This is a genomic window from Niallia sp. FSL W8-1348 (genome assembly GCF_038006745.1).
GTDB lineage: Bacteria > Bacillota > Bacilli > Bacillales > Cytobacillaceae > Niallia > Niallia alba.
Genome location: NZ_JBBOVV010000001.1, coordinates 2,866,948 through 2,881,971, shown reverse-complemented (window position 1 = coordinate 2,881,971; position 15,024 = coordinate 2,866,948). Strand labels below are relative to the sequence as shown.

Genomic DNA, 15,024 nt, shown 5'->3' with positions numbered 1-15,024 from the left:
TCATTCTATTTATTGGATTGGGGATAAAGTAAAACTTCCATTAGGGGGAAGTCTTACTGACCATTAAGAGTGGAATAAATTTCTTTTTCTGATAGTTGATTGTATAGAGCTTTGTTACAATGATTTTAAGAATATACTTAAAGATGGGAGTTATGGCATGAAGAAATTTCTTTCTACGCTCGGTATGGCTTTGATTGGGGGAGTGTTTGGCGCTACACTTACGCTTGCTATTTTATCACAAGAATGGAGTATCACTAATTTCCTTATCGGCGTCATTTGTTTAATCTTATTTTATGTAATACATATTATTTTACATGAAGCTGGACATCTTATTTTTGGAAAATTAACTGGCTATTCGTTTGTTTCATTTCGCGTTTTTTCTTGGACAATCGTTGCAACTAAGGATGGCTTGAAATGGAAAAAGCTGCATGTGCCAGGTACGTTAGGTCAATGTTTAATGGCACCACCACCGTATGTGGAAGGAAAATTTCCATTTAAGCTGTATTTATGCGGTGGCGTAATCATCAATTTTCTCAGTAGTGCAGTAGTTGGTGGCATTGCTTGGATAGTAAGTAGCGATGCTTTTCCCCTGCCTGTAACTCTTTTCGTTCTCATCGGGCTCTTTATCGGGGTAACCAATATTATCCCCTATGGCTTTAACGATGGAATGTCGTTAAAAATGGCTTGGAGTAAAGAAAAGAAACAATGGCAACTCTACTCCCAATTCTATGTCTATGCCCAAACTTCTAAAGGTGTTTTGTATCAAGAATTGCCAGAAGAATTATTTAACCTACCAGATGGCGATGATGGCAGTGACTATTTTTCGCAGTGGACATTATGCATACAGCAAGTTCTAGCAATGGAACGCTTAGATTTTGAAGAGGCAAAAAGAATTAATGATATGCTGTGGGCAAGAAAAGACGCGCTTATCTCCCTTTTCCGAGTAGAAGTGGCAAAAGAGCGATTATTTTTATTGACTGTCCTAGAAGGCGATATGGAAGAAATTCGTTCCATTTATCAGAACAAAGAAATTAAACGATTTTTAGCCATTAAGCAAATGAGCAACAAACGAATTGCCGCTGCTTATGAATTGTATGTGAACGGAGACCAGGATAAAGCAGCCGCACTTTGTGAAGAAGGGGCTAAGCTGGAGAAAAGTAATCCAAATGCGACTGATATTGTGTTGGAGAAGCGGTTGATGGCGGTTTTGTTGGGGGAGAAGTTGTAAGGTGGAATTTTTGGGTGGTGGTTGGCTGATATAATTGTGGGTTGGCTGATTTTGACTCGGGATTGGCTGATATATTTCTACTTTGGCTGATTTTGGCCCGGGGTTGGCTGATATATTCCTGCTTTGGCTGATTTCGGCTCGGGATTGGCTGATATATTTCTACTTTGGCTGATTTCGGCCCGGGGTTGGCTGATATATTTCTACTTTGGCTGATTTCGGCCCGGGGTTGGCTGATATATTTCTACTTTGGCTGATTCCTCCTCCATTTCGGTCAATATTCGGTGGATAATGAGCACAGTTTCATTCTCTACTCATCATCCATTCGAATATTTATTTAATTACTTACGGTTTATGATACTTTCTCCCTTTGTTTTCTCCTTTACTTGGCAAATTCATTCTTACTAGCATCTTTGCAGCTGTCTCACGTGAAGAAACGTTGGCAAATTTGCGGAATTCCTTATTTGTAATAGTGGCTTTTATTAATAAAAGGTAATCGGTCACAGTTTGGTGATGCGCATCTTTGTCATATGTGTTGCAGTGAGGACAGAACCATTTGCGTTTTTGGCGTATCATTGCAAATTTTTCGCAAGATGGGCATTGTACACCTGTGATGAGGTCGCTTGGTTGAACTCCGTATTTTTTTAATAAATCAACGGTTTCTGGAGTGTTATTTTTCAAGAGGTTTTTTGCTGCTTTGCGAAGCAACTTGATATCAACAATGGAAGCCCTTCTATATTTCGCGACGAGCTTATCCCATTTTTCTGAAAAACTGTGGCTGTGAATGACTACGTCTTTAATGGATGGATCTCCTTTTATAATAGTGGATGGATTGCTGAAAATTACGATGAATTCGATGGGGAGTGGTGGGAGATTATGTTGTTTGAAGTATGTTAGTAATTGACGCTGGTGTCTTTTTGCTTGGGAAATTGGATTAGAAAAACCTTCTACCTTTTCATCTCCTGTTCGAATCATTTGATTAAAGTTGGAGTCGATTTCCACTTCTCCGTAATAGTTTTTGCATTCGACAATAAGAGCGAATCGTTGGGTGAGGATGAGGTAGTCGATCTGAAAATGGTTTTTTCCATCGTAAAGGCGAAGATTATGGATAATGAGGCAATCCTTTTCTGGTAAAAATTGTTGATACTTCATTTCTTTCTCGCCATTATAACCAGTAAGCAGTTTCCTTAAGTCTTTCATTACATTCGGTCTTAGTTTATGCGTTTCTTTTAACCTTTTAATGAGTATTTCTGTAGATTTTAATCTATCACTCTTGCAAACTTCGTTTAAAAACAAATTACCACTTCCTTTCTCTTTTTCTATTTCAGTTATTCTATTTTATTGCTTGGAATTCCTTTTTGTGGGGGAAGGAATTGGGTTTGGCTGATATATCTGTAGTTTGGCTGATTTCCTCCCTAGTTTGGCTGATATAACCATGCTTTGGCTGATTTCCTCCCTAGTTTGGCTGATATATCCATACTTTGGCTGATTTCCTCTCTAGTTTGGCTGATATATCCATACTTTGGCTGATTTCCCCCATGCTCTAGCTAATTCCCACCAAACTCCGCCCTAATACATAACCATTTTCCCGCGAATATCCCCAACTACCGCCCAATTCCCCACTCCTTAAGTCAATCTAACTCAAAATTCCTCATAAACAGCTGGATCTTGATCGGCAATCCGGCCATCTGCACGAGTGAGACTAGAAATTTTGTTCATTTCTTCTTCGGTCAGTGTAAAATCGAATATTTCTATGTTTTCTCGTTGGCGTTGTGGGGAGCTTGATTTTGGAATTGGCAATGCTCCTAGTTGGGTGTGCCATCTGAGGATGACTTGGGATATTGATTTTCCGTGTGCTTCTGCTATTTGTTGAATGGTTTCGTTTTCTAATACATTGTTTGCTCGGCCGAGTGGGCTCCATGATTCGGTTACGATGCCGTTTTCTTTGTCGTAGGCTAGTTGTTCTTTTTGTGAAAAAAATGGGTGTAGTTCTACTTGGTTAATACTTGGCAGTACGCCAGTTTCTTTTTTCAAGCGTTCGAGATGCTCTGGTAGGAAATTGCATACGCCAATAGAGCGGATGAGACCCCATTTTTTTGCGTCAATTAATGCTTGCCATGCTTCTACGTATAAATCTGTTTTGGGGTTTGGCCAGTGAATAAGAAATAAGTCGTAATAATCTAACTTTGTGCGGTAAAGTGATTCTTGGATGGTGTAGAGTGCTTTGTCGTACTGGTGATGTCGACCTGGAAGTTTGGAAGTAATGAATAACTGTTCCCTGCTTACTGTGCTGCGGCGAACAGCTTCTCCAAGTGCTCCTTCGTTTTCGTAATTGAAAGCAGAATCTAGTAAACGATAGCCCGTATCAATCGCTGAGGTTATTGCCTGAACGCCAGACGCTCCTCGTAAATTATAGGTACCAAGGCCAATTGCAGGAATAACAAGACCATCATTAAGTGTGATTTGTGGAATCGTTGTAGACATGAATGATTTCCTCCTTCTCTAAATTAGGAAAAGATTTCCTCATCTACAAAGTATAGAGGATATCTAGTAACAAATTCTAGTGATTTGCTCCATCTATTTACCTTTATTTCAAAATATTTTTCTTTCATTCCGTAATCGGTATGTTAAAATATAGGATATATATTAAAAAAATGTATGGGGAGGGAAAAAGTATGAAAAGCACAGGAATTGTTCGAAAAGTAGATGAATTAGGACGTATTGTTATTCCAAGAGAATTGCGAAGAACATTAGGAATTGAAATTAAGGATCCTTTGGAAATTTTTGTCGAAGGGGAAAAAATCGTCTTTCAGAAGTATAAAGCGTTTGAAGAATGTGCGATTACTGGGGAAGTCTCACCCGATAACATCAGTTTTGGTAACGGAAAGCTTGTGTTAAGCAAGGAAGGCGCAGAATTATTAATGAAAGAATTGGAGTCGGTCTTTGCAAATGATTCTCACAAGTAAACGATATACGAATATTTATTATAGGACAATTCCATCATTTTTCACTCGATAGATGGGATTGTCTTTTCTTTTTGAAAATAGACAACCAACGCCCATTTCCCCCATTACGAATGGTAGTCCCCCACCCTAAGAGGAACTGTTCCATTCTACAACATTTCTGCCTGTTTTCTTTGCTTTATATAGCATTTGATCTGCTTCTTTAATTAACTCATCTAATAATTTCCCATCAGATAGACCCCCTAATCCAACAGAAACGGTTACTTTTCCATCTGGCTGGGTTTCTTCTCCAAAAAATCGATAATCTTCCACATTTTTGCGAAATCGCTCAGCAATGTTTACAGCTGTTTGCATATTCGTTATGTTTGTAAAACAAATAATAAATTCCTCTCCACCATATCGGGCAAAAACATCTTCTTTTCTCATAGAGTCATTTAATAGCTGGGCAATGGTGCGCAGAACTGCATCACCTGCTGGATGACCATGGGTATCGTTATATTTTTTAAAATAATCTACATCCATCATGGCGATGACAACAGGTACATTACTTCCCATTAATTTTTCAACATTTGTTCGAAAAAAACGCAGATTATATAAGTTGGTCATGCTATCATGCCTTGAATGATATTCTAGTTCTTTCCGAAATAATAGCTTTCTGCTTACATCATTTTGCATAAAAAAAATGCAAAGAACAGCAGCTATCTCAAATAATATCAGACAAATGACTGTAATAAACGATACATTGGTCGTCTGAAGAATAAGGAAAAATCTTATAACCTGATAACAGTTAAATGCTCTTAACATATGCCTAATATTTAGAATGGAATATGGCGGATTATAGCATTTCCTATTCTGAAAAAAAGCTCCTATTGCAAATGGAAGGATGATGGCCTGGAAAATTCCTTGTAAAACACTTGTTCCACCTAGATGATAACGATATAGAGCTGGTAAGAAAGTGGAAATTAATCCATATTTCCAGCCCAATAAATAAGAAATATAGAAAATAGGAACACCTCGTAAATCTAAGCGTACTTCCCCATATATCAGTGGCTCCCACATTACACCTATACTTAGTAGACTAACAACAATGGGTAAAGCCCACATATACTTGAGAATATTTTTATAACGCAATACAAGGTATTCTTTTAGCTGCAGTACCAAAAACATAAATGTAATTATTAATGTTATATTATCTAAAAAGGCCTTAAGCATTAATTTAATTTTCATCACCCTATTTTCTTGTTGTAATTCTTGCTGAAAAAATGGATTGTTAATAACTGTATTTTGTCTCATCTCTTGCGATTTCATGTTAAGAAAAGGTTGTTTTCGTAAAGTTTGTGGCTATTTACCCGTAGCCTGCATAACTTCGCTTTCCGTGGGGAGAACTGTTTTTTTAGAAAACAGAAGGACACGCCATTTACCGAGTTAATTCGGCAAGGGCATGTCCCCAAATTTTCATTTTGTTTTGTGGTTTTTGTTCAATATATCCTTGTTCTTCAAAATCGGATAATTTACGGCTGATTGTTTCAGGTGTGGTTCCTAAATAGGAGGCTAAATCTTTTTTTGTCATTGGTAGCTTGATTTCTTGCGGTTGCTTTAGATCTTTTCCTTCGCCTAAACACTCTATCAAATAAAGAGCGATTCGTTTTTCCACTTTTTCTGTTGCGAGATTGGTTGTTTGCTTTTCTGATTGTTCTAAACGGGCAGCAAATTCTGCCAAAATTTTGAAAGAAATTGTTGGATATCGTAATAATAATGTGTGTAAATCCGCACGCTTGATGATACAGACATGTGTCTCCAGCATTGCTTCTGCGTATGCTTCATGGATTGTCTCTGTAAATAACGCTAACTCGCCTGTAAAGTCACCAGGATGCAAAATACGAATAAGCTGTTCTTTCCCAGACTCTGATAAACGGTAAATTTTTATTTTTCCTTTATTGACAATAGATAAAGAGTCGGATGGATCACCAGCATGATAAAGGATTTCTCCTTTTTTATAGATTAGTGATTGCACCATATCCATAATTTCTGCCATTTGTTCTTTTTCTAAATGATTGAAAATAGGCACCGATGATACACAAGAATGAATAGATTCTGTTGAATGATTGCATTTAAAAGTATGATCACAAGATTGCTGCTTGCTCGGCATGCCGCACCCCTCCTCCTCCTATTCTACCATTTCACCAAGTAATTTAAGCATGTTTAGCATGACTTTCCTTGCTACTTACTATTGGGACCTTTCTATTTGTCTTATTAAAGCGCACTAATCTCATCGCATGTAAAATAACAATTAGCACACTTGCTTCATGAATAAACATCCCCGAAGCCAAATGAACATAATCGAGCAGGACACCCATTAATAAAATAAACGCTACCCCAACTGCAAAATACGTGTTTGCTTTCATATTGCGAATCGTTGCTTTTGATAAAGCATATGCATGGGATAGTTGGGACAATCGATCAGCCATTAATACGATATCAGCCGTTTCCATGGCAACATCGGTTCCTCCCTCTCCCATTGCCACTCCGATATTTGCCGTTCCAATAGCAGGTGCATCGTTAATACCGTCGCCAGCCATGGCTACCATATGTCCTTTCCTTTGTAATGCTTTTATCATTTCTACTTTATCTTCTGGTAATAATTCCGCATGATACTCTTCTATTCCAAGCTGAGTTGCCACTATTTTGGCTGTTGCTTGATTATCACCCGTTAACATGACTACTTTGCGAATCCCATCTGCTCTTAATTCTTGTAAAGAAGTAACCGCATCTTCTCTTATTTGGTCAGCAACAGAAATTACTGCCTTTATTCCTCCATTCACAGCCACAAAGATAGCAGTATTTCCAAGGTTTTCACGTGCTACTGCATATTGGATAACACCTGTTGTCATTTCAATGCTAGATTCAAGCATCATCGAACGATTGCCAATGACGACCGTAAAACCTTCTACTTTAGCACTAATTCCTTTTCCTTTTATAATCTCTATCGTATTAGGTACTTGGTTCCATACTAATCTTCTTGTGAATGCTTCTTTTACTATCGCTTTTCCTAAATGATGTTCAGAACCGCTTTCTGCTTCTGCAGCCAAACGTAAAATTTCATTCTCGCTTATCTCTCCAAAGGTTTTTATGTCAGTTACTTCCGGCTTCCCTTTTGTCAATGTTCCCGTTTTATCAAACACTAATATATCCACTTTTGAAAGTATTTCCATTACTTCCCCACCTTTGACGAGAACGCCATTTCTTGCTCCATTGCCAATTCCCGCCACATTTGATACAGGAGCTCCGATAACCAATGCCCCAGGACAGGCAATCACTAACAAAGTAATGGCTAAATGAAGATTTCTTGTAATGGCATAAACGATAATTGCTAGCAAAACCACTCCCGGTGTATATAATTGTGCAAATCTATCTAAAAACTTCTCCGTTTTTGTTTTCGATTCTTGCGCTTCTTCTACTAATTCAATAATTTTGGCAAAGGTAGTATCATCACCAACCTTTTCTGCAAGCATCTCCAGATAACCGCTATCTACCATCGTACCGCTATATAAGGTATCTCCAGTTTTTTTCGTTACAGGAATACTCTCTCCGGTAATTGCCGCTTCATTTAGCAATGCCTTTCCAGTGATCACTTTTCCATCCACAGGAACTTGCCCACCAGAGCGTAATATAACTCGGTCCCCTTTTATCACTTCTTCTACTGATACTTCCACTTGCCTTTTATCCCTTATTACCGTTGCCTTTTGTGGGGTCATATTTATTAAATACTTTAGACTTGATCGCGTTTTTTCCAATGTACGAACTTCCAGAAAAGCGCCAAATAGAAACAGAAAAGCAACAATAGATGCTTCTACATATTCCCCTATAAAAAGGGCTGCAATGACAGCAATGGTTACTAATAATTCAATACTAAATGCCTTCATTCGTAATGCAAGGAAAGCTTTCCTTGCAATTGGTATACTAGCAATGACAGCAGCCACTATTAGAAAGTAACCTTTTCCCGTCTCCTTCCCCAGCATTCCCGTTATCATCCCAACTAAAATTAGTGTCCCTGAAATTATCATGTAATGATTCTTATGTTTGTTCATCTTCTATCCACCTACTTTACAGCTAAGACAGAATAACCTATTTTACATAGGATATTTTTTATTTGTTGAGTCTCTAAAATATGGGAATCATATTCAACTTTTACTTTACTGGAGCTAAATAATACTTTTGCTGAAACAACTCCACTTGTTTTATGGAGAATCCCTTCCAATTTTTTAATACAAGATGGACATGTAAGTGGCTCTAATTGAAAAACAGCTTTAGACATTTTCTTTTCCTCCTTCTTTTTACACCTTTATTGTAAAGAGAAAGGAGTTTTTTTTACTTGATATACATCAAGTTTTATAAAAAACTTTTTCTAAAAGCTGTTGCCCATTATTAAAAGAGGAAATAATAATCGCTGAGGATTTATCAATGAAAGTAGGAGAATTACTTATACGAACTCTCCTATAAATTCCCCCATTAGCGAATGAGGATTCAACTGTGGATATACAAAAATAAACTTCTAAAAATAGCTCTCCTATCATCTAGTGACGAGGTGCGAAGACCATAATCATTACCCCCACTAAACAAACCCCTGCACCTATCCAGTCATAAATATCTGGTGTTTTTCGATCTATTCCCCATCCCCACAAAACAGACAGAACGATAAAAATGCCGCCATAAGCAGCATACACTCTTCCAAATGACATAAACGATTGAAAGGTCGCAATAATCCCATATGATACGAGCAATATTCCTCCAAAAATCCCCCAATAATAAGACTTTCCCTCTCGCAGCCATTGCCAGATGAGATAGCCTCCACCAATTTCAGCTAAACCAGCTAATATAAAAATAAGAATTGTCATCACGAACCACCCTAATATCTAGTCTTTCATTCATTATACCAATATTAGGCTGACTATTTGCATCTATCTCTTGTGCTTTTTTCTATCATCTTTACCGAAAATTGATGAAAGAGCATTAGCATCACATAAAGAACAGGGTAGGTGAAAACTGAATAAATTTGCTTCCAGCCATTCAAATAAAAAGTACCACTCCATATAAAGATGGTTTCATACACCATCGCAATGACTCCCCAGATGAAGACATAGATTATCTTTGTTTTCATTCCTTCTTTATACGGAAAATAATTCAAAAAAATGACATTAATCGTCGGATAAATTCCCAAAATATAAATGAAACTCTCCCAATCTTCTAAAATATCCATATAAATCATATTTCAAATCAAGATAGGTATCTGTTATTAGTTGAAGGAACATTGCAAATAATGTAGTTGTCAACATTTCAATAGGCGTCAAACGTTTAGGAATAAAAAAAGCAATCCCATTAAATAAGATTACAATAAGGATAAGAACGAGCATCTAATAACTCCAATCTATACTAATTGTCCATTCTTATCCTTGCCCAAAATAGATAAATTACTCGTATCCTTCCTGCCACTTAGTAAATAATTTTGTCACTAAATATCCGCCAACATATAGAAACCAATAAATCAAAAAGATATAGAAATAATTAACCCATTTATATGGTTCAAATAACCCGAGACTTGTTAACAACGGTTTGAAACCAAAGCCAAAGATGACCGCTAAAATGGTTGCATAAAGATAAAAGTTTTTACCATGCTTCAATGTCCACTGATAGACTAGCATAATGGCTACCGGAATAATGGACCCATCCAGTGAGAAGCTCGGCAAAAACGGTAGCAACTGATATGGGTATCCCCATAAACCGAAGCGAATACCTATTGCATCTACATAGGAAAATAACATATGCACGGCAAATCCAAAGAATCCAATAATAAAAATACGTTTGCGGTCAATCGTAAAATACAAGACGACCAGTGGAACAACTAACATCAGTACTGCCACCCAAAACTGCCATGTATCCAAATTGGAATACATACTCCAATACGTTTGTGCTTCTTTTGTATACTTCTCTTGAATGGAAACTAATCTATCAAACATAGAACGCTGTTGCTCATTCATCTGATCACCCCAGAGATTATTCATTTATTGTTAGTATGAACGTTTATTTAGAAAATATTTCTCTTTCCTCTGGCTTATTAAATAGGAATATTAGGGAATGCTTTCAATAAAGTGAAACTTCCAGTAGTGGGGCTTCCGCTTCATCCCCACTGCTGGTTAGTGACCTTAACGGACAGTTAATCTCCCACCTATTTTCATAAGCTTGAGGTGGAAGTCTTACTGTCCGTTAAGAAGTGGGATAAAAGAAGTTTCTTACGATTGTAGTAATGGGGGGTCTTTATGCATCGGCGATTTTGGAATAATTTTGCTTATTTCCGTTATTATTTCTTTATTCTCTTATTTGTTAGTATCGTTTTGAATCGTTTTATTCTTGAAAATCAAGATAACTATTTTGTTTTATACATTTTATGCACTATTTTTTTGGGGATAGGCTTTTACAGTAGCCCTATTTGGGTGATTTTCCTGTTAACTTTTTTGGTGGTTACTTGTAGATTCTTCTTTCTCCCCGAACCATCCGCATCTTTCAGTACCTTTATTATCTATTTATTTACCTACCTTCTCATTACGTTCATTTCTGTAGCTTTTATGTCTCGAGTCCAAAGGGTGCTTGAAGATAATTTAGCTTTAACAAAAGTACTTTCTAACGCACTCGACTCTAGAGATTCCTATACCATGCACCATTCGAAAAATGTGGCAAAATACGCAATGAAGATCGCCGAAAAAATGAATTTACCCCATTATTTATGTGAGGTCATTCATATCGGCGGACTGCTTCACGATATTGGGAAAATAGGTATACCAGAGCATATTTTGACTAAGCCTGGAAAATTAACAGAACAGGAATATAAATTAATCAAAACACATACGACAAAGGGATTTGAAATCATTAAACATGTTAGACATTATAAAAACAGTGGCATATTAGATATTGTGTTATACCATCACGAGCGCTTTGATGGAAAAGGCTATCCAAAAGGTTTAAAAGGCGAAGAAATTCCATTAGTCGCCCGCATTGTGGCAGTAGCAGATAGTTTCGACGCAATGTCTTCCAAACGAGTCTATCGAAAAGAACTCCAATTAGAAACTATCCTTGAAGAAATTAAAGACAATAAAGGAAAACAATTTGACCCACTAGTAGTTGATGCTTTTCTAGCTTTATTTGCAGAGGAGTTTCATAAAGAAAAGGAGGGATTGTAAAAGCAGACAATGGTAGTATTTCTAGCCGTAATCCTCCTCGAAATACTACCAACAATAATCCATTTCTTCTCCTTATTAAAACCGTTGACTTCCAGCAAAAAATATGCGACAATCCAATAGTTCGTATACGAACAGTTTTTATAAAAACCATATAGAAGGGAGAATTATTCAGATGAACGGGTCGTTAAACAATGAATTAATCCGCTCTTATGCTCGCATTAACAAAGCCTACAACCACTTAGTTCAACTTGATGCGAAAAAATTAGATCTAACAGCAGTACAACTTAAAACACTGTACAGGATTTATTTCCAGCCCAACATCGGCATAGGAGAATTAGCTACAAAATTATCTTTAACTAAAAGCACCGTTAGCGGTATTATCGATCGACTATCCCAACGCGAATTAATCGAACGAACCATTCCTGAAGAAAATCGTCGATCTGTCAATATCCAACTAACGGAAGAAGGACAGCAAGTCATGCAACAATATTTCGCAGGCACGTCCATTCTAGCTAACAAAGTGAGAGAAGTTATGCAGCTTCCAGAAGAAGAAATAAACAAAATCCTAGAACTAAATGGGAAAATATTAGCCATTTTAATGGAAACCGAGGAGGAACAACAATGAATAATAAACGCATGATCTTATTAAATATTATCCTTTTAATCGTTTTAGTTGGCGGAGGATTCGCCGGCTATTACTTCTACGATCAATCCGTATCCTATATTAAAACAGATAATGCCCAAATCGCGGGACAACAAATCAGCATCGCTTCACCAGCAACTGGAAAATTAACAGAATGGAAAGGCGAAACAGGTACCGCTTTTAACAAAAATCAAAAGATTGGTACTGTAGAAGTTGTAACAGAAACAGGTACAACCGATATGCCTATTACAGTTCCTGACAACAGCACGATTGTGCAATCAAGCGCTGTCCCAAATACCTTTATCGCAGCAGGAACTTCCCTTGCCAAAAGCTATGATTTAGACAATCTTTGGGTTACTGCAAATGTCGATGAAACAGACATCAACAAAGTAAAAGTCGGCCAAGAAGTAGATTTATATATCGATGCTTACCCAGATACCGTATTAACAGGGAAAATAGACAGTCTAGGACTTGCAACAGCAGGCACCTTCTCCCTTCTGCCAAGCAACAACAGCTCAGGAAACTATACAAAAGAAACACAAGTTATTCCCGTAACAATCTCTATTGATAACTACGGCGGTCTAAAACTAATCCCAGGTATGAACGTTTCCGTAAGAATTCATAAGTAGGTGATGGATATGACCACTTACATCACAAGCTATATTATAGGAAGCCTACTTCTCCTACTAATCATCAATCTTTTTTTACGAAAAAAGAAGACAGTAGCTAAACCAGACAGCGTAAAAGAAGATGCTAAGAGGGAAAACGACATTCCGTCATCCCTTGAAAAAGCGGATATGGTGGAACCGGTAAAACCGTCTAAGGAAGTTGATATGGGAGAACACGCGGAGGCTATGAATGAGGAAGCTGATAAAGCGAAGCCTGACATAGAAGATGGCGTAGCCGAAGCTATGGAATCTAATAAAGCAATAGCGGACGAAGAGGATCACCTAGCTGAAGCTAAAGAATCCAAGACAAAAGCTCCTTATAAACCATTAGAAACTACCGAAGAAATAAACCGCAGCAAAGTAATTGTCGCCTTAATGCTAGGTGCGTTTGTTGCGATTCTTAACCAGACTTTATTAAATGTGGCAATTCCACATATTATGAATGATTTAAATGTATCAACAAGCACGGTCCAATGGCTAGCCACTGGATATATGCTGACAAATGGCGTGTTTATTCCAATCACCCCATTTTTGATTAATAAACTAGGCACAAGGAAATTACTTATTGCGGCGATTTCCGCTTTTACGATTGGTTCTGTTGTTTGTGCTACCTCTGTTGGATTTTCGATGCTATTAATCGGACGCATCATCCAAGCAGCAGGTGCAGGTTTATTAATGCCACTTTTAATGACCGTCTTTTTAATTATTTTCCCGCCAGAAAAACGCGGAACAGCAATGGGGATCATGGGTGTTGTAATGATTTTCGCCCCTGCCATCGGTCCAACGTTATCAGGCTGGTTAATTGGTCACTATTCTTGGAGAGTGTTATTCGAGCTTGTAATTCCAATTGGTATTCTCGATTTAATTATCGCAATTGCATGGATGAAAGATGTAACAAAAGTTTCGAATCCAGTCTTTGATACAATCGGCTTTATTACTTGTACAGTCGGTCTAGGCTCCTTGCTTTACGGATTTAGTGAAGCTGGGAATAACGGCTGGGACAGCAAAGTTGTCGTTCTTTCTCTAATAATTGGTGTTATCTTCTTATGCCTGTTCGTCTGGAGAGAACTTACAACCGATGCTCCTATGGTCGACTTGCGTGTATTCAAATATAGTATCTTTACTTTAACAACATTAATAAGCATGATTGTAAATATGGCAATGTTTGCAGCAATGCTGCTTTTACCAATTTACTTGCAAAACATCCGCGGATTCACAGCACTAGATTCTGGATTATTAATGTTACCAGGTGCGATTATCATGGGGATTATGTCGCCGATTGCTGGAAAACTCTTTGACCGCTTTGGCGCCAGACCGCTTGCAATTATCGGTTTAATTATTACGGTGCTCACTACATGGGGATTCACACAATTAACGATGCAAACATCCTATTCCCATTTAATGATGCTCTATATTTTCCGGATGTTCGGGATGTCCTTTATTATGATGACCGTTATGACAGAAGGAATGAATCAACTTCCATTAAGCTTAACAAGCCACGGTACTGCTGTCTCCAATACAGCAAGAACTGTAGCAGGAAGTATCGGTACCGCCTTTTTAATTACAGTCATGACAAATCGCACAGCCTTTCATTTAGATAACTATAACAATATTATCTCTTCAGCAAATCCCTATATCGCAGAGAAGTTTGCACAGCTGGGTCAAGGTTTAGCAGGCCTTACTGGATTACCAACAGGAGCTGGCCAAACCTTAGCTATTTCCACTATCTATGGAAAAGCAGCACAAGCATCTACGATTAGCGGCATTAACGACGCCTTTATTGTGGCAACGATTATTGCTAGTGTTGCATTGGTTCTATCGTTCTTTATCCGAAGAGCTAATACAGGTTCGAAAGAGAATTAAATTTGAAAAATCCCGAGACATTGCGTGATGCTTCGGGATTTTTTGGCGTAGGTATGGGGACTGAGATTTTATGAAGGTCATTTTTACTTAGGGTTGCCTTAAAAGTGGGGTTCATTTCTTTTATGAACGCCACTTTTTTCAAGGATTGCCTTGAATCTGGTTTTCATTTTCTTGATGAACCCCACTTTTTTCGGAGGTTAGCTTAAAAGTGGGGTTCATTTCTTTTATGAACGCCACTTTTTTCGAGGGTTGCCTTAAATCTGGCTTTCATTCCCTTGATGAACGCGACTTTCCTCGAAGGTTACCTTAAATCTGGCTTTCATTCCCTTGATGAACGCCACTTTCTTCCGGGATTACCTTAAAAGTGGCTTTCATTTCTTTAATGAACACCACTTTTTCGGGGATTACCTTGAATCTGGTTTTCATTTTC

General features: G+C 37.7%; 16 protein-coding genes. 6 read left to right on the top strand and 10 right to left on the bottom strand.

Features of this window, described 5'->3' with window-relative positions; translation table 11 throughout:
• The first annotated feature begins 157 nt into the window (after nt 1-157).
• Complete coding sequence (locus tag NST60_RS13760) at nt 158-1,228, top strand: hypothetical protein (protein ID WP_341099011.1); 1,071 nt, start codon at nt 158-160, stop codon at nt 1,226-1,228.
• 342 nt (nt 1,229-1,570) lie between these two features.
• On the opposite strand, the gene NST60_RS13755 is transcribed toward NST60_RS13760, so the two are convergent.
• Both NST60_RS13755 and NST60_RS13750 read right to left on the bottom strand, forming a co-directional pair.
• Nucleotides 1,571-2,521: a nuclease-related domain-containing protein gene (locus NST60_RS13755; protein ID WP_341099010.1), complete on the bottom strand. Its 951-nt coding sequence runs from the start codon at nt 2,519-2,521 to the stop codon at nt 1,571-1,573.
• 345 nt (nt 2,522-2,866) lie between these two features.
• On the bottom strand, nt 2,867-3,709 hold the full coding sequence (locus NST60_RS13750; RefSeq protein ID WP_224427919.1) for an aldo/keto reductase: 843 nt from the start codon (nt 3,707-3,709) through the stop codon (nt 2,867-2,869).
• 191 nt (nt 3,710-3,900) lie between these two features.
• Here NST60_RS13750 and NST60_RS13745 point away from each other — a divergent pair, with 191 nt between their 5' ends.
• The gene (locus tag NST60_RS13745) at nt 3,901-4,191 is read left to right on the top strand and encodes an AbrB/MazE/SpoVT family DNA-binding domain-containing protein (RefSeq protein ID WP_016203311.1); all 291 of its coding nucleotides are present in this window, start codon (nt 3,901-3,903) and stop codon (nt 4,189-4,191) included.
• A 126-nt stretch (nt 4,192-4,317) separates the two neighbouring features.
• Here the strand turns inward: NST60_RS13745 and NST60_RS13740 are convergent, their stop codons facing one another.
• The 8 genes from NST60_RS13740 to NST60_RS13705 all read right to left on the bottom strand — a co-directional run bounded on the left by NST60_RS13740 (nt 4,318) and on the right by NST60_RS13705 (nt 10,223).
• Complete coding sequence (locus NST60_RS13740) at nt 4,318-5,481, bottom strand: diguanylate cyclase (protein ID WP_341099009.1); 1,164 nt, start codon at nt 5,479-5,481, stop codon at nt 4,318-4,320.
• Nucleotides 5,482-5,605: 124 nt separating this feature from the next.
• On the bottom strand, nt 5,606-6,337 hold the full coding sequence (locus tag NST60_RS13735; protein WP_224427921.1) for a Crp/Fnr family transcriptional regulator: 732 nt from the start codon (nt 6,335-6,337) through the stop codon (nt 5,606-5,608).
• A 43-nt stretch (nt 6,338-6,380) separates the two neighbouring features.
• The gene (locus NST60_RS13730; RefSeq protein WP_169189344.1) at nt 6,381-8,276 is read right to left on the bottom strand and encodes a heavy metal translocating P-type ATPase; all 1,896 of its coding nucleotides are present in this window, start codon (nt 8,274-8,276) and stop codon (nt 6,381-6,383) included.
• 11 nt (nt 8,277-8,287) lie between these two features.
• Entirely contained in the window at nt 8,288-8,503 is a 216-nt protein-coding gene (locus NST60_RS13725; RefSeq protein ID WP_016203316.1) for a heavy-metal-associated domain-containing protein, read from the bottom strand.
• A gap of 259 nt (nt 8,504-8,762) precedes the next feature.
• Nucleotides 8,763-9,083 (bottom strand): YnfA family protein, encoded by a 321-nt coding sequence (locus NST60_RS13720; protein WP_169189345.1) that lies wholly within the window; start codon nt 9,081-9,083, stop codon nt 8,763-8,765.
• A 53-nt stretch (nt 9,084-9,136) separates the two neighbouring features.
• Entirely contained in the window at nt 9,137-9,445 is a 309-nt protein-coding gene (locus NST60_RS13715; protein WP_341099005.1) for a CBO0543 family protein, read from the bottom strand.
• On the bottom strand, nt 9,384-9,599 hold the full coding sequence (locus NST60_RS13710; protein WP_224427924.1) for a hypothetical protein: 216 nt from the start codon (nt 9,597-9,599) through the stop codon (nt 9,384-9,386). Before NST60_RS13710 ends, NST60_RS13715 begins: the two co-directional genes overlap by 62 nt.
• Before the next feature lie 57 nt (nt 9,600-9,656).
• The gene (locus tag NST60_RS13705) at nt 9,657-10,223 is read right to left on the bottom strand and encodes a CBO0543 family protein (RefSeq protein ID WP_341099003.1); all 567 of its coding nucleotides are present in this window, start codon (nt 10,221-10,223) and stop codon (nt 9,657-9,659) included.
• 603 nt (nt 10,224-10,826) lie between these two features.
• Between NST60_RS13705 and NST60_RS13700 the strand changes: the two genes are divergently transcribed.
• The 4 genes from NST60_RS13700 to NST60_RS13685 all read left to right on the top strand — a co-directional run bounded on the left by NST60_RS13700 (nt 10,827) and on the right by NST60_RS13685 (nt 14,594).
• Nucleotides 10,827-11,420: an HD-GYP domain-containing protein gene (locus NST60_RS13700; protein ID WP_341099002.1), complete on the top strand. Its 594-nt coding sequence runs from the start codon at nt 10,827-10,829 to the stop codon at nt 11,418-11,420.
• Nucleotides 11,421-11,592: 172 nt separating this feature from the next.
• Entirely contained in the window at nt 11,593-12,045 is a 453-nt protein-coding gene (locus NST60_RS13695) for a MarR family winged helix-turn-helix transcriptional regulator (RefSeq protein WP_212118092.1), read from the top strand.
• A complete protein-coding gene (locus NST60_RS13690) occupies nt 12,042-12,692 on the top strand; it encodes an HlyD family secretion protein (RefSeq protein ID WP_169189348.1) in 651 nt (216 codons plus the stop codon). Before NST60_RS13695 ends, NST60_RS13690 begins: the two co-directional genes overlap by 4 nt.
• Before the next feature lie 9 nt (nt 12,693-12,701).
• On the top strand, nt 12,702-14,594 hold the full coding sequence (locus tag NST60_RS13685) for a DHA2 family efflux MFS transporter permease subunit (RefSeq protein WP_341099001.1): 1,893 nt from the start codon (nt 12,702-12,704) through the stop codon (nt 14,592-14,594).
• The last annotated feature ends 430 nt before the right edge of the window (nt 14,595-15,024 follow it).

Excerpts from the sequence above, each read along its gene's own strand:
- NST60_RS13760 (WP_341099011.1), top strand. The coding sequence starts at position 158 with ATGAAGAAATTTCTTTCTACGCTCGGTATGGCTTTGATTGGGGGAGTG.
- NST60_RS13750 (WP_224427919.1), bottom strand. The coding sequence starts at position 3,709 with ATGTCTACAACGATTCCACAAATCACACTTAATGATGGTCTTGTTATT.
- NST60_RS13745 (WP_016203311.1), top strand. The coding sequence starts at position 3,901 with ATGAAAAGCACAGGAATTGTTCGAAAAGTAGATGAATTAGGACGTATT.
- NST60_RS13740 (WP_341099009.1), bottom strand. The coding sequence starts at position 5,481 with ATGAGACAAAATACAGTTATTAACAATCCATTTTTTCAGCAAGAATTA.
- NST60_RS13735 (WP_224427921.1), bottom strand. The coding sequence starts at position 6,337 with ATGCCGAGCAAGCAGCAATCTTGTGATCATACTTTTAAATGCAATCAT.
- NST60_RS13730 (WP_169189344.1), bottom strand. The coding sequence starts at position 8,276 with ATGAACAAACATAAGAATCATTACATGATAATTTCAGGGACACTAATT.
- NST60_RS13725 (WP_016203316.1), bottom strand. The coding sequence starts at position 8,503 with ATGTCTAAAGCTGTTTTTCAATTAGAGCCACTTACATGTCCATCTTGT.
- NST60_RS13720 (WP_169189345.1), bottom strand. The coding sequence starts at position 9,083 with ATGACAATTCTTATTTTTATATTAGCTGGTTTAGCTGAAATTGGTGGA.
- NST60_RS13715 (WP_341099005.1), bottom strand. The coding sequence starts at position 9,445 with ATGGATATTTTAGAAGATTGGGAGAGTTTCATTTATATTTTGGGAATT.
- NST60_RS13710 (WP_224427924.1), bottom strand. The coding sequence starts at position 9,599 with ATGCTCGTTCTTATCCTTATTGTAATCTTATTTAATGGGATTGCTTTT.
- NST60_RS13705 (WP_341099003.1), bottom strand. The coding sequence starts at position 10,223 with ATGAATGAGCAACAGCGTTCTATGTTTGATAGATTAGTTTCCATTCAA.
- NST60_RS13695 (WP_212118092.1), top strand. The coding sequence starts at position 11,593 with ATGAACGGGTCGTTAAACAATGAATTAATCCGCTCTTATGCTCGCATT.
- NST60_RS13690 (WP_169189348.1), top strand. The coding sequence starts at position 12,042 with ATGAATAATAAACGCATGATCTTATTAAATATTATCCTTTTAATCGTT.
- NST60_RS13685 (WP_341099001.1), top strand. The coding sequence starts at position 12,702 with ATGACCACTTACATCACAAGCTATATTATAGGAAGCCTACTTCTCCTA.